The organism is Nonomuraea polychroma (genome assembly GCF_004011505.1).
Classification (GTDB): Bacteria; Actinomycetota; Actinomycetes; order Streptosporangiales; family Streptosporangiaceae; genus Nonomuraea; species Nonomuraea polychroma.
Genome location: NZ_SAUN01000001.1, coordinates 2962622 through 2976122, shown reverse-complemented (window position 1 = coordinate 2976122; position 13501 = coordinate 2962622). Strand labels below are relative to the sequence as shown.

14 protein-coding genes are annotated in these 13501 nt (G+C 70.0%); 11 read left to right on the top strand and 3 right to left on the bottom strand.

The window, feature by feature from the left end; all coding sequences use genetic code 11:
• Window positions 1-76 precede the first annotated feature (76 nt).
• A complete protein-coding gene (locus EDD27_RS54135; protein ID WP_164903601.1) occupies window positions 77-253 on the bottom strand; it encodes a hypothetical protein in 177 nt (58 codons plus the stop codon).
• 536 nt (window positions 254-789) lie between these two features.
• On the opposite strand from EDD27_RS54135, the gene EDD27_RS13180 reads away from it, so the two are divergent.
• The 11 genes from EDD27_RS13180 to EDD27_RS13130 all read left to right on the top strand — a co-directional run bounded on the left by EDD27_RS13180 (window position 790) and on the right by EDD27_RS13130 (window position 11539).
• A complete protein-coding gene (locus EDD27_RS13180; RefSeq protein WP_206642128.1) occupies window positions 790-1758 on the top strand; it encodes a cytochrome P450 in 969 nt (322 codons plus the stop codon).
• Window positions 1759-1851: 93 nt separating this feature from the next.
• A complete protein-coding gene (locus EDD27_RS13175) occupies window positions 1852-2451 on the top strand; it encodes a TetR/AcrR family transcriptional regulator (RefSeq protein ID WP_127932694.1) in 600 nt (199 codons plus the stop codon).
• Window positions 2452-2571: 120 nt separating this feature from the next.
• Window positions 2572-4542, top strand: a complete 1971-nt coding sequence (locus EDD27_RS13170) for a hypothetical protein (protein WP_127932693.1) — start codon at window positions 2572-2574, stop codon at window positions 4540-4542.
• Between the two features lie 201 nt (window positions 4543-4743).
• Window positions 4744-5274: a hypothetical protein gene (locus EDD27_RS13165; RefSeq protein ID WP_127932692.1), complete on the top strand. Its 531-nt coding sequence runs from the start codon at window positions 4744-4746 to the stop codon at window positions 5272-5274.
• On the top strand, window positions 5274-6212 hold the full coding sequence (locus EDD27_RS13160; RefSeq protein ID WP_241564008.1) for a DUF4097 family beta strand repeat-containing protein: 939 nt from the start codon (window positions 5274-5276) through the stop codon (window positions 6210-6212). Before EDD27_RS13165 ends, EDD27_RS13160 begins: the two co-directional genes overlap by 1 nt.
• 16 nt (window positions 6213-6228) lie before the next feature.
• Window positions 6229-7194 (top strand): ATP-binding cassette domain-containing protein, encoded by a 966-nt coding sequence (locus EDD27_RS13155; RefSeq protein WP_127932691.1) that lies wholly within the window; start codon window positions 6229-6231, stop codon window positions 7192-7194.
• The gene (locus EDD27_RS13150) at window positions 7191-7994 is read left to right on the top strand and encodes an ABC transporter permease (protein WP_127932690.1); all 804 of its coding nucleotides are present in this window, start codon (window positions 7191-7193) and stop codon (window positions 7992-7994) included. Before EDD27_RS13155 ends, EDD27_RS13150 begins: the two co-directional genes overlap by 4 nt.
• Before the next feature lie 8 nt (window positions 7995-8002).
• Window positions 8003-8509, top strand: a complete 507-nt coding sequence (locus tag EDD27_RS13145; protein WP_241564007.1) for a DUF1707 SHOCT-like domain-containing protein — start codon at window positions 8003-8005, stop codon at window positions 8507-8509.
• A gap of 123 nt (window positions 8510-8632) precedes the next feature.
• Complete coding sequence (locus EDD27_RS13140) at window positions 8633-9169, top strand: GNAT family N-acetyltransferase (RefSeq protein ID WP_241564006.1); 537 nt, start codon at window positions 8633-8635, stop codon at window positions 9167-9169.
• A gap of 182 nt (window positions 9170-9351) precedes the next feature.
• Window positions 9352-10776: a serine hydrolase domain-containing protein gene (locus EDD27_RS13135; RefSeq protein ID WP_206641379.1), complete on the top strand. Its 1425-nt coding sequence runs from the start codon at window positions 9352-9354 to the stop codon at window positions 10774-10776.
• Window positions 10777-10819: 43 nt separating this feature from the next.
• Window positions 10820-11539 carry a MerR family transcriptional regulator gene (locus EDD27_RS13130; protein WP_164903600.1) on the top strand — a complete coding sequence of 240 codons (720 nt, stop codon included), beginning with the start codon at window positions 10820-10822 and terminating at the stop codon, window positions 11537-11539.
• Between the two features lie 96 nt (window positions 11540-11635).
• On the opposite strand, the gene EDD27_RS13125 is transcribed toward EDD27_RS13130, so the two are convergent.
• Complete coding sequence (locus EDD27_RS13125; RefSeq protein WP_127932686.1) at window positions 11636-12598, bottom strand: DUF7847 domain-containing protein; 963 nt, start codon at window positions 12596-12598, stop codon at window positions 11636-11638.
• The gene (locus EDD27_RS13120; RefSeq protein ID WP_127932685.1) at window positions 12595-13368 is read right to left on the bottom strand and encodes a hypothetical protein; all 774 of its coding nucleotides are present in this window, start codon (window positions 13366-13368) and stop codon (window positions 12595-12597) included. The genes EDD27_RS13125 and EDD27_RS13120 overlap by 4 nt, the downstream gene beginning before the upstream one ends.
• Window positions 13369-13501: the final 133 nt, after the last annotated feature.

Here is a 13501-nt window from a genome sequence, read left to right as displayed (position 1 = left end):
TGCCGTCCGGCATATCCCGCGCGGCGGTCTCTCAACCTCCAGTTGTTCCGCGGCGCCAGGCGATGAACCGGCCGACCTACTCCCGGCAGGCCGGGACGATCGCGAGCGGCTCCTGGCCGAGCAGCAGCGTGGCGCAGAACGGCGCCCACCAGAACTGGCCGGTGAGCGGAACCAGCGCGGACCGGAAGCCGGCGGGCGAAGCGGCGGCCGACTCCTCGGCGGGAGCCCCCGCCAGGCGAGAACGGCTGACCACCGGTCCTTGACGGTGGCCTTCACGGCCTCGACCTTGCGGACCTCGATCTTCAGATCCTCCTCTGACACGAAACGTGCGAAGCGCTGAGCTGAGCGTCGTTCCTGAGGAAATAGTCCCAGCACCCCGGTGCGGCGGGTGCCGGAGAAGTGCGTGATGGCCAACGGGGCGGCGCCGTTGCCGTTGACATATTGACCTGAGGTCACTATTAATGACCCAAGGTCAATAGTGTGCGTCCCAAGGAGTGCGATGCTCATGGCAACCGACAGCCAGACACCCGGTTCCCGCCTGGTCGGCAGGCTTCTCGACCCCGCGTCGAGGGCCGACCCGTACCCGATCTACGCAGAGTTCCGCGCCCTGGGCCCGGTATGGATCGAGGAGATGTCCTCGTTAGTGGTGGCGAGCTACCGCGACTGCGAGACGCTGCTGCGCGACCCGCGACTCAGCGCCGAGCGCGACCGGTCTTTCAGGCCGGTCAGGCAGCCGACCCGTATCCCGCGCACGCGCCGTCCTCCGTCCGGCAGCCATGGTTCCTCTCCCTGGATCCTCCGGACCACACCCGGCTGCGCCGCCTGGTCAGCAGCGCGTTCACCGCCCGTGCCGTCGCCCGGATGGAGGCCTCCATCGCCCAACTGGTCGGCGAGTACCTCGACGGCGCGGCCGAGCGGGAGACGTTCGACGTGCTGTCCGGCCTCGCCTACCCCCTGCCGGTGGCGGTCATCTGCCGCATGCTCGGCGTCCCGCCGGCCGACGAGCGGCTGTTCCACGGGTGGTCCGCCCAGCTCACCCGGCTGTTCGACGGGTTCGACAACCACTACGACGGCAACGGCGAGACCCCGGAGTGGATGCAGGGGGAGGTCGAGTTGCACCGGTACGTCAACGAGCTCGTCGCCGACCGGCGCAAGCGGCCGCGCCGGGACGACCTGATCTCCGAGCTGCTCGCCGCAGAGGACGGCGGCGACGTGCTCAGCCATGACGAGCTGGTCTCCACGATCGTGCTGCTGCTGGTGGCCGGGCACGAGACGACGGTCAACCTGATCGCCAACGGCGTGCTCGCCCTGCTGCGGCACCCCGGCCACCTCGCCGCCCTGCGCGCCGACCCCGGCACGGCGCCCGCGGTCGTCGAGGAGATCCTGCGCTACGACCCGCCCGTCCAGCTCACCGTCCGGGGCGCCGACCAGGGCCTGCGCGTCGGGGACGCGAAGGTGCCCGCAGGCGGCCTGGTCTTCCTCCTGCTGGCCTCGGCTCACCGGGACCCGGAGGCCAACCCGGACCCGGACCGGTTCGACCCGAACCGCGAGCAGGTGCGGCATCTGGGCTTCGGCTTCGGCCCGCACTTCTGCCTCGGCGCGCCACTGGCCAGGCTCGAAGGCAGGCTGGCGCTGGCCGCCTTCGCCCGGCGCGTCCGGCAGCCCGAACTCGTCGCCGACCCGCCGCCGTACCGGGAGCACGTCAACCTCCGCGGCGTCAGCGAGCTGCTCATCTCCCATGCGGGGGTGACGAGGTGAGGAGCGTGCCGGATGGGAGCGGGAGGCACGCCGGCCCTGGCGAGCGCTTCAGATGATCAAGCTGAAGCGCTGACGTTCAGCTAACCTGGTGCGGTGGTCACCTCCAGGAGCCGGCGCCGCCTCTCCCCCGAGGCCAGGCGCAGTGAACTCATCGATGCCGCCATCCGGCTCCTGGACTCCGGGCAGAAGGTGACCAACTGGGTTCAAGCCGTCACCGCCGAAGCCGACGCCGCCAAGGGGACTTTCTACGTCTACTTCTCCTCCTGGGAGGAGATGCTCGCCGCGGTACGGGACCGCGTGCTGCGGGACTACGTGGACCGGTTCCACCGGCTGGCCGAATCCACCGAGCCGATCGACTGGTGGCTCACCCTCGACGCCGAATGCGCGGCGGCCATCGAGGCCATCGCCCGCCCCGGCGGGCTCCATACCGCCGTCTTCCACTCCGACTCCGCGCTCGCACCCGCGGGCGAAGGGCGGCTGGACACCATCGCCGCCATCGCCAAGGCGCTGCGCCGCGGCATGGACGAGGGCGCGTTCCGCCCGGTCGACCCGCATATCGCCGCCACGATCCTGTTCACCGTCCTCCACGGCGCCGCAGACGCGATCGCCGCCGGAGAGCAACCGCAACGCTGGCTGGCGGGCGTCCGCGACCTGACCCGCCGCTGGCTCGCACCATCACCAAGCGAGGAGTGACACAGGCCCTACACGGCCGCGTGGATCCTTGGGGGTGGCGTAATCGCGTCTGCCGATGCCGGTCCTGTTCACGTTCACGCGACGCCGTTGCGTCAGCGGCTTCACCACTGCGGGGTTGAAATGACTGTGCTCTCATTCGGTGACGGCCGGGTGGTTCTCGGTGCGGAGGCGGCGCCGGTGGCGTTCGAGCATGCCGCGGACCCGGACCGGTTGTATCTGCTCGACGAATCCATCGAGTCCTGGCACGGGCCGGATCACTCCTGGGGTGCGGGTTTCGTGATCACGTCGTGCGGCGCCGGCCGCTGGCAGGCGCCGTACGCGGTCGAATGGCGCTCCGATGGCGTGATCGCGCGGCATCGGCCGGTCGCCGGGCTGGAGCTGGAGATCGATCGCCGGGTGGCGGGTGAGCGGTACGTCGAGACCTACCGGTGGACGAACACCGGGAGCAAGCCGCTGGAGATCACCGGGATCGGGGTGAATGTGCCGATCCGGGATGTGTACGACGGTGCGGCGGCCTCGCTGGCGCGGAGTTGTCATGCGCATGTGTTCACCGGCGGAGCGTGGGCGTGGGTGCTGGCCGAGCCGATGTCGGGTACGCCGCCGCTGCTCGGTGCGATCGTCCGCGAGGGTGCGTTGTGGGCGTACTCGGTCGAGTCCCGCAACAGCGCCACCGGATCCGACGTCCGCGGTCATCTTGTCGTGCATCCGACTGATCATGCGCGGAACCCCGCCGCGTTCGGCGGTCAGCCGGTGATCGAGCTGCTCCCCGGCGAGAGTTACACCCTCCGCTGGGAGCTCGGCTGGTACGCGAATCGCGAGGCGTTCCTCGCCGCGACCGACGCACCGGCCCGGCTGCCGTCGCTGACCGCACCGGTCGGAGCCGTCCTCGGCATCGACCTCGCCGAGGGTACGACGCTGTTCGCTGGGCCGGACCTGACGTCGTACGAGCATGGCGTGAAGCATGTCGACCTGGAGCGTGACGGTCGCCGGAGCCGGGCGGCGGTCGCCTTCCTCGCGCCGGTGCGGGAGTTGGCGGAGGCTCGTGCCGCGCGGATCCTGGGTGAGCATCGGCCGGTTGAGCGGCCGGAACCGGAGCGGTCCGCGTTCGTGCCGGTGGATACGCGCACCGGCCTCCGCCAGGCCGAGAACGGCTGGCAGGACTGGACCGACGGCGCCGAACGCGTGGGCATGGCCGTGCTGCTGCAGCAGGCCCGCATGCGGGGCTGGGGTGACACGGCCGCGATCGACGAGGCCCTGCGGGGGTTCGCTCGTTTCGCCCGCGAGTGCCTGGTCCTGCCGGACGGCTCGGTCCGCCGGGGCAGCCGGCCGGCGACCCATGGGCTGCGGCTCTACAACACTCCTTGGCTGTCGCACTTCTTCCACGACCAGTTCGCCTTGTACGGCGACGCGGCGGATCTCGACCTCGCGGCCCGGTTGCTGGAGGCGTCGTACGCGCTCGGTGTCCGGGACCATTTGCTGATCGGACATGCCGAGGCCGTGGTGGCGGTGACGACCTCGCTGGAGGAGCACGGAGATCCGGCGCGGGCGAAGGTGCTGCGGGATGCGCTGACGGAGCACGCGCTCGGGTTCGCCGGCCGCGGCACCGAGTTGCCCGCGCACGAGGTGAGCTACGAGCAGTCGATGGTGGCGCCGCTGGTCAGCCTGCTCGCGACCGCGTACGACCTCACACCCGACGACCGGCTGTTGTCGGCGCTGCGTACGGCGACCCGGTGGCTGCGGGCGTTCGGTGGGCCGCAGCCGCACGTCCGGCTGCGTGACATCGGCATCCGGCACTGGGACGGGTTCTGGTTCGGGATCGATCGTCAGTGGGGTGACACGTTCCCGCACTACTGGAGTGTGCTCACGGCGGTTGCCCTGCGGCAGCTGCCCGACGTGCTCCGGACCGAGGACTGCGAGCGGGTCGCCGACGCCATCTTCACGGCCAACCTGGTCGACTTCGGCCCGGACGGCCAGGCCACCTGCGCTTTCATGATGCCCAGCTGCGTGGACGGCCGACCCGCGCACCAGCCGGACCCGCTCGCCAATGACCAGGACTGGGCCCTCGCCCTGCTGCTGAGATCGCAGAAGTGACGCAGAGCAGTCCCGCACCGACTGACACGCAGGAAGAATCCGTGCCTCGTCCGGACTCCGCTGACAACGCCTGGCCGGTCTCACGCAAAGGCTCCATGCGCAGCACCCCAGACGCCTGCGAAGCTCGTGGCGTCTCCATGACGTCATAGTGGCCAGGAAACAGCAGTTGTCATGACGCCATAGTGATGCCACTATGACGTCATGGACCTTGCGCCGTATGTCGATCACCTCCGCCGCGAACTCGCGATCGCTGCCGGGGCGGGCGGCGAGGAAACTCGTGCGCTGGCGGAACGTCTCGCCGCGACGCTCGAGTCGGCCACCCGGCTCGCCCTGCTGGAGGCTCTGTCAGCCGCCGCGGACGAGATCACCCAGGACCTCGCACCGGGCTCGGTCGAGGTGCGCCTGCGCGGGCGCGACCCCGCCTTCGTCGTGACACCACCGCCGAGCGCCCGCTCGTTCGAGGAGGAAGGCGAGATAGGGCAGGCCGGGAGGCCGCCTGCCCCGCCGCCGCCCCCCGACGCCGACGAGGGCGGCACGTCCCGGATCTCGCTCCGGGTCCCCGAGCACCTCAAGCCCCGCATCGAGGAGGCGGCCACCCGGGACGGGCTGTCGGTCAACGCCTGGCTGGTCCGCGCCGTCTCCGCCGCACTCGATCCCGGTGACGCCGGCCGCCGCTCCGGCCGGCGCCCGGCCCAGCAGACCGGCAACCGCTACAGCGGCTGGGTGCGCTGATGACCATGCCAACCCACGACAAGGGGACCGCAGTGCCGACCTTCGACACCCCCGAACCCATCGTCGCCATCATCGACATGGCGACCGCCACCATCCGGATCAACGCGAGCGACCGCACCGACACCGTCGTCGAAGTCCGCCCGAGCGACGGGCTCAACGACGCCGACGTGCAGGCCGCCGAGCACACCGAGGTCGAGTACGCCGACGGCAGGCTCCTGGTACGGACCGACCAGGAGCATGCCGGCCTGACCTCCGGCTGGGGCCTTTCGTTCGACAAACTCGTCGAGTCGCCCGCGAGCTGGGCACGTTCGCTGCTCCACGGCCCGGGCTCGGTCGACGTGACGATCGACCTGCCGGCCGGCTCCCGCCTCGACGCCAAGTCGGCGGCGACCGTCCTGTGCCGGGGACCGCTCGGCGAGGTGACGATCACCACCTCCCACGGCGACATCCGGGTCGAGCAAGCCGGCCGGCTACGGCTGAAGAGCACCTACGGCGACATCTCGGTCACCCGCGCGATCGGACACGCCGAGGTCACCACGACCCACGGCGGCATCCACATCGGCGAGATCAACGGCACCGCCGCGGTCAAGACCTCCCACGGCGACGTCCGCCTCCGCGAGGTGACCGGCGAGCTGCGGCTGAACAGCGCCCACGGCGACATCACCGTGGGCCGCGCCCTGGCCGGCGTCGCCGCCAAGACCGCGTACGCCAGCGTGGAGATCGGCGAGGTGGTGTCCGGCTCGATCGTCATGGAGACCACCGGTGGCGGCCTGGATCTCGGGATCCGGGACGGCACCGCCGCCTGGCTGGACGTGAGCTCCAAGTACGGCACCGTGGACGTCTCCCTCGACCCCAGCGACGTCCCCGCCCACACAGACCAGGTCGTCGAGGTGCGGGCCCACACCACTCACGGCGACATCGTCATCCACCGTTCCTGACAACCGAGGAGTTCTCATGCCTGACGCGATCGTGGCCGAGGGTTTGGTCAAGAAGTACGGCGCCGTGACCGCCCTCGACGGTATGGACCTGACCGTTCCCGAGGGGACGGTGTTCGGGCTGCTCGGCCCGAACGGAGCCGGCAAGACCACCACCGTGCGGATCCTGACCACGCTGCTGAAGCCGGACGCCGGGCACGCCACGGTGACCGGATTAGATGTCGTACGCGACGCGCCACGGCTGCGCGCCCACATCGGCGCGTCCGGCCAGTACGCGGCCGTGGACGACCATCTCACCGGCGCCGAGAACCTGGAGATGGTCGGCCGCCTCTACCACCTGGGCGTCAAGCGCAGCCGGCAGCGCGCCCGCGAGCTGCTGGAGCGCTTCGACCTGACGGACGCGGCCGACCGCCCCGTGCAGGGGTACTCCGGCGGCATGCGACGCCGCCTCGACCTGGCCGGCGCGCTGGTCGCCAGCCCACCGGTGCTGTTCCTCGACGAGCCCACGACGGGTCTCGACCCGCGGGCCCGGGCGGGCCTGTGGGACGTCATCGCCGGGCTCGTCGCGGCGGGCACGACGGTGCTGCTCACCACCCAGTACATGGAGGAGGCCGACCAGCTCGCCGACCGCATCGCGGTGGTCGACCACGGGCGCGTGATCGCGCTAGGCACCGCCGACGAGCTGAAGGACCAGGTCGGCGGCGATCGGATCGAGCTGTCGGTGACGAACGCGGCGAACCTGGAGAGCGCCGCCAGAACGCTGGCGCCGCTGGCCCTCGGGGACATGCAGATCGACGCCGCCGCCCTGCGGGTGACGATCCCGGTGGCCGGCGGTGCGGCCGCACTGACCCAGGCGCTCGGCCACCTGGCCGCCGAGCGGATCACCGTACGCGATGCCGGCCTGCGCCGGCCGACCCTGGACGACGTGTTCCTGAGCCTCACGGGACACCAGGCCGACGAGAAGACCAAGGAGAGCGTCCGATGAACACCCTGCAGCTGGCCGTCGCCGACGGCATGACGATCGCCAAGCGCAACGCCCTGAAGATCCGCAGAGCTCCCGACCTGCTGGGCGGCGTGGTCATCCTCCCGATCGTGTTCGTGCTGCTGTTCACCTACGTCTTCGGCAGCATGATCAACGTGCCCGGCATGTCGTACGCGGAATACCTGCTCCCCGGGATCTTCGTCATGACGATCACCTCGAGCGGGCAGATCACCGGCTACACGCTGACGCAGGACCTGCAGAAGGGCATCTTCGACCGGTTCCGGACGTTGCCGATGTCCCCTTCCGCGGTGCTCACCGGCCAGACCGTCAGCGACGTGATCATGAATCTGACCAGCATCGTCACGATGGCGCTCGTCGGGCTGCTCGTCGGGTGGCGCATCCACAGCTCGCCGTTCGAGGCCGCCCTCGGGTTCCTGATGCTGCTGCTGTTCGCGTACGCCTTCTCCTGGGTGACGGCCACGGTCGCGCTGGCCCTGCGCACGCCCGAGGTGTTCAACAACGTCGCGACCATCATGTCGTTCCCGCTGGTCTTCCTGTCCAACGCCTTCGTCGACAGCGCGCGGCTGCCTGGACCGCTCAAGCCGATCGCCGAATGGAACCCCGTCTCCACACTCATCCAGGCCGCACGCGAACTGTTCGGCAACACCAGCCCGGCCATCCCCGCACCCAGCGCCTGGCCGCTGCAACATGCGGTGCCGGTGTCGTTCCTGTGGTCGGTCGTGCTCCTGGCCGTGTTCGTGCCACTGGCCACGCGGCTGTACAAGAGGGCCGTCAGTCAATGAACCAGGCGATGGCACACGTCTCCGACGGAGAGCGTGACAGGGCGGTGGAGCTGGTCCAGCAGGCGTACGCGGACGGCCGGCTCAGCCCCGCCGAGCTGGAGCAGCGGCTTGAAGTGGCGCTCACCGCCACCTCCTCCCACGAGCTGGAGCCGGTCGTCGCCGACCTGCCGGACGAGGTGGTCCAGCTCGCGTCCACCGGCGGACGCATCACGCGGGCGGGCGACTGGCACGTCCCGCGCAGGCTGCGCATCGAATCCGAGTACGGCAGAGTGCGGCTCGACCTGTCCCGGGCCCACATCCCGCATGCGCGGATCGACATCGAGCTCTGGCTCGCCTACGGCGGTGCCACGATCATCCTGCCCGCCGGCGCGAGCGCGAACGCCGACGGGGTGCGCACCGAATGGGGCCGGGTGGCCTGCAAGGCCGCGGGCCGGCAACGTCCAGGCAAGCTGCACGTCCACATCACCGGAGAGCTCCCCTACGGCCGCCTGACCGTCCGTAGCGCGCGTAGGTGACGCGGCACCCATGCCATTGATCACCTCAACTCCAGCCATGCTCGCGATCGTCGCCGCAAGCATGGTGGACCAGGCCGGCCAGCGGTCGATCTCACTGGGCCAGTCGGTACGCAGCGCTTCCTCATGACTCATCGGGAAGCGTTCGCCATGGGCGGGACGGCCCGTGAGCCGGCCCGCTGGATGCTGCCCAGCAGGTCCAGCAGCAGCCGGGGATGCTCAATGTGCTACTTTCCCCGCATGGGGGAGGTCAACGTCCGTTTCGGCGGACCGGGCGATGTGGACGCCGTTGTTGATTTTTGGTTGTTGGCTGCCGAGGGCACCGACCGCCATGACTCGGCCGACAAAGTGATGGCGCTCATCGAGCGTGACCCGGAGGCCCTCCTGATCGCAGAGCTCGAGCGCGAGCTGGTCGGGACGCTTGTCGCAGGCTGGGACGGATGGCGGGCTCACCTGTACCGCCTGGCCGTCCACCCCGGCCACCGCCGTGAAGGCATCGCCTCGACACTGCTGGCCGCCGCCGAGGCTCGCTTCGCCGCGTTCGGCGCCTTCCGTGCCGATGCCATGGTCCTGGACGCCAACACGCTCGCCCACCCAGCCTGGTCCGCCGCCGGGTACGCTCCCCAGTCCCAGTGGTCCCGCTGGGTCAAGCCGCTGGCCTGACGCCGGCACGGGCACGGTCAGGCCCACCGCGCCGACAGCTTCGCGCATCGCAAGCTCTACGGCCGGACTGCCCAAACACACGATCATTGATCGCTCGCGCATCTGAGGGCGGGGATGCTCACCGGCTTTCTTTGTTTCAGGGCTTGACCCTGCCCTAAGGTCAAGGTTCGACGATGATGCGCATGAACGACAACGCACTGCACACAGTCGAAGCCCAGATCCGCGAGCAGGTCGCGGCCTCCTGCGAGGCCGACAACGTCCCCGGGTTCGTCGCCGGCGTCTACCACGCCGGCCAGCAGATCGTCGTCGCCCATGGCACCGCGAACGTCGCCACCGGCGCACCGATGCTGGAAGACACCGGATTCCTCTTCGGCTCTGTCACCAAGGTCCTGACCACCACGCTGGTCCTCCAGCAGGTCGAGCGCGGAGTCCTGGACCTCGACACGCCGGTGGTGACGTACCTGCCCGAATTCGCCCTGACCGCACCGGGCGCGGCGGACAAGATCCTGGTCCGGCACCTGATCTCGCACACCAACGGCATCGACGCGGACCTGTTCTTCCCTGATGCCAAGGGCCGCGACGCCCTGAAGACCTACGTCAACGGCCTCGCGAGCAACTGCGGCACCCTGTTCGAACCCGGCGAGCAGCTCAGCTACTCCAATGGCGGCATGATCGTTGCCGGCCGCCTGCTGGAAGTGGTGACCGGCATACCCTTCCCCGGCCTGCTCGAGCGCGATATCTACGCACCCGTCGGCATGAAGGACTCCAGCACCTCAGCCGAGCAGGCCATCCTGCGCAGCACCGCTGTCGGCCACTTCCTGGACCCCGAGACCATGACGGCCAAGCCCACCGGCATGTTCATGCTGCCCGACACCTGGGGGCCGGCCGGCGGCACGCCGATCGGCACCGTCGCCGACCTGCTCGCCTTCGGACGCACCCACCTCGCGGGCGGTGTGTCCCCATCCGGCACACGCGTCCTGTCGGCCGAGTCGACCGCGCTGATGCAGCAGGTCTCGCACGACATGGCCACCCCGAACGTCCCGCCGATGGGCCTGGGCTGGGTGCTGTACCCGTTCGGCGACACGACCGTCCTGGCCATGTCGGGCGCGTCGCCCGGCGGGGTGTCCATCCTGTGCGTCGTGCCCGAACATGACCTGGTCTTCACCGCCTTCGGCAATACCCAGGGGGCGATCATGCTGCAGGACCAGATCCTGCAGCGGCTCCTGAGCGAGCATCTCGGCGTCCAGATCCCCACTCTGGTCACCGAAGTGGGGCAGGACATCGACCTCACCCCCTACGTGGGCACCTACCGCTCCCATCAGCTCCGCATCGACGTCAGCGTCGTCGAAGGCCGGCTCGAGGAGCGGATGACCTACGAACCGGCGGACGAATCGCAAGAGCGGATCTTCACCGAGTTCGCCGGAGGCGCGACCTCCGCCCCGCCGCAGCGCTACGTGCCGATCCGGCCCGGCCTATTCGCCCCCGCCGGATACCCGCTGGAGACGTTCGACGGATACCTGCGACTGCTGCTCGTCTCCTACCACGACCTCCGCGACGGGCAGGCACGCTTCCGCAACGGCGGCGGCCGCCTGACCCGACGGGCCTGACCGTTCCTGCATGACCTGACCGCCGAGTGGAAGGATGCCCACCATGATCACGATTGGCCGGCTCGCGGACTACGCCGGAGTGACCATCAAAGCCATCCGCCACTATCACCAGCGCGGTCTGCTCGCCGAGCCCGACCGCGACCCGTCCGGCTATCGGCGCTACACCGCCAAAGACGCCATCGACCTCGTCAAGATCAGGACCCTCGCCCATGCGGGCGTGCCACTGGCCCGCATCAAGGACCTCCTTGACGCCGACCCGGACACGCTCACGGCAGCCATCGCCGAGATCGACCACGACCTCCAAGACCGCATCGCGCAGCTGCGGCGAGCCCGCGATCAACTCGCCCAGCTGCGCGGCGGCGACCGGCTTTTCGTCTCCCCGGAAGTCGCCGACTATCTCGACGATTTGCGCGAACTCGGCGTCAGTGAGCGCCACATACGCCTGGAACGCGACGGCTGGATCCTCATGCAAACAGCCTCACCGGAGGACGCTGCCGTGTGGATCACCGAAAAGCGCGAACTGATGACCGATCCCGAGTTCCGCGCCCTCTGCCTTGACCATGACGCCGCCTACGACTGGTCGCCGAACGATCCCCGCCTCCCCGCCCTGGCGGACCGTACCCGGAACTGGTTCGCCAACCGCCACAGCCGATCCGAGTCCCGCCCCGTCGACAACCCGGCTATCGCCCGGTTGGCCGAGCAGTCCCTGCCCGGAGCCTCATCCCCAGCCTGGGACCGCCTCGCCCAACTGATGAAAGGCTAGTCTCGTGAGTCATGTGCGGAGGTTGACGTAACCGTGGCCTGCACGGGTGTGGTGGGCATCCATTGTGGGGACGAAAGGCCCGGCCCGGGGACGGACTCACCGGTCCTCGCTGCCCGCCGCCTCCTGCTCATGGGCCGTCCAGCGGCGCCAGAGCTCCGTTCCGAGACCCTCGTAGCGTATGCGGAGGTCAAGATAGAGCAGGACGACGGCCGCGACGAACCAAGCGCCCATCGCGGCCACCACGGCATCGACCACCCAGGTCCACGCCTCCGCGGCCGTCGCGAGCGCCGCCGACCCGGTCCGCATGCTCGCCGCCGCCAGCGCCACGCTCACCACCATCAAAGGCAAGGACACGGCCACCCCGAGCAGCGCGTACGTGACCAGAGCAATCACCAGCACGCCGACGACGCGCAGCAGGTGACGGCCCGCCAGCACGAATGATCGGCGCAGCGCGCCACCCGTCCCCACAGGTTCCAAAGCGGCCGTCACCGGCGCGAACACCAGGAACAACATCAGCAGCAGGTATAGAGGCAGCAGCGCCGTCAGTGCGGCGCTCATCCCGCCCGACAGGAGCACGGCCGTCATCAGCTCGGCCCGCCACATGATCACCGCGATGGCCACGGCCAGCAGCAACATCACCATCTGCGGGCCGGTGAACAACGCCGCCGCCACGCCGATCACGGGCCGTACGCGGCGGCGCAGCAGGCCCAGCGCCGAGCGAAGCCGCACGGGCTCGCCGGTGATGGCCTGGACGACGAGCACCGCCTGGACTGCCTCGGCCAGCGCGAAGGCCAGCAACCCGACTGCGGCCGACAGCAGGAGCGAGAGCACGCTCGCCTGCGCCAGCTGCGCGGGGCCGGTGCCCGGGGCCTCGAGGGTGACGCCGGCCAGCCGGTCCCACGCCCACAGCACGAGGTCGGCCGAGACGCCGATCACCAGCGCGCTGCCGAAAAAGGGACGGGGATGGCGTCCCAGCAGGCGGAAGGCGCCAGTCCAGATGTCGGGCAGTGACAGCGGCCGGATCGGCACGATGGGCTGCCCGGCGGGAACATTCGTCACGGATTGCCCCCCTCGTCGTGGAGCCGGGCGTCCTGGCGCAGGTACTGCAGCAGGGCCAGCATGGAGGTCATCGACAGGACGCACGTGAGCACGAGCCACTTGACGGCGACGACAACAGCCCAGCCGGTCGGCCCCGGGTCGTGCGAGGCCACCTGCGCCGTGCCGGCCAGCAGCACGACGGCCGCGGTCCCCAGGATCCCGCCGAAGCCCTCCAGCAGCGCCCGGGCCAGGCACCGAACGGTCACGACCTTGACGAACAGGCCGCGCGTCAGCCGCCGGGACATCCTGAGGGCGTCCCGGCCCCGCAACCCCTTCAGTGTCACGCCGGGCGCGGCGAAACTGAAGCGAATCTCCACTGCGGAGATCGCAATGAGGCTGGCCAGGTAGAACGGCAGGCCGGGTCCCAGCCATGCCGACAGCGGCGCGTCCACGTCCTGGAAACTCGGAATCGCGGCGCACAGGCCCAGCGCCGTACCGCTGAGCAGGAAGGTCAGCCCACACAGGCGCGTCAGTCCACCCAGTCGCCCAGCCACCGGCCGGGATCCGGTGACGTGGGGAGCGAGCAGCCCGCTGAGCACGACGATCGCAACGCTGTTGACCACGAGCATCGTCGTCGCGCGCAGGGAGTCGGCGATGTCGGCCGCCGCGAACGGGTAGCCGAGCCAGACCAGCGGCCGCTCGGTGGCCCGCGCCAGCAGTAGCTGCGCCACCAACGTGGGAACCGCCACGACCGCGGCCCGCGCGACGATCGCTCGAGGACGTCGCCGCACCTCGCGGACGGCGTCGCCGACCTGCTCCTCGATGGGAGCCCACCGGGGCGGATCGGGTGGAGCCTCGCCCGGAGCCCCGGGGAGGCAGGCGGATAACGGAAGGTCTGCCGATTGTCTGCCGTCGGCCACGCGT

Excerpts from the sequence above, each read along its gene's own strand:
- EDD27_RS13170 (WP_127932693.1), top strand. The coding sequence starts at position 2,572 with ATGACTGTGCTCTCATTCGGTGACGGCCGGGTGGTTCTCGGTGCGGAG.
- EDD27_RS13165 (WP_127932692.1), top strand. The coding sequence starts at position 4,744 with ATGGACCTTGCGCCGTATGTCGATCACCTCCGCCGCGAACTCGCGATC.
- EDD27_RS13160 (WP_241564008.1), top strand. The coding sequence starts at position 5,274 with ATGACCATGCCAACCCACGACAAGGGGACCGCAGTGCCGACCTTCGAC.
- EDD27_RS13155 (WP_127932691.1), top strand. The coding sequence starts at position 6,229 with ATGCCTGACGCGATCGTGGCCGAGGGTTTGGTCAAGAAGTACGGCGCC.
- EDD27_RS13150 (WP_127932690.1), top strand. The coding sequence starts at position 7,191 with ATGAACACCCTGCAGCTGGCCGTCGCCGACGGCATGACGATCGCCAAG.
- EDD27_RS13145 (WP_241564007.1), top strand. The coding sequence starts at position 8,003 with ATGGCACACGTCTCCGACGGAGAGCGTGACAGGGCGGTGGAGCTGGTC.
- EDD27_RS13140 (WP_241564006.1), top strand. The coding sequence starts at position 8,633 with ATGACTCATCGGGAAGCGTTCGCCATGGGCGGGACGGCCCGTGAGCCG.
- EDD27_RS13135 (WP_206641379.1), top strand. The coding sequence starts at position 9,352 with ATGAACGACAACGCACTGCACACAGTCGAAGCCCAGATCCGCGAGCAG.
- EDD27_RS13130 (WP_164903600.1), top strand. The coding sequence starts at position 10,820 with ATGATCACGATTGGCCGGCTCGCGGACTACGCCGGAGTGACCATCAAA.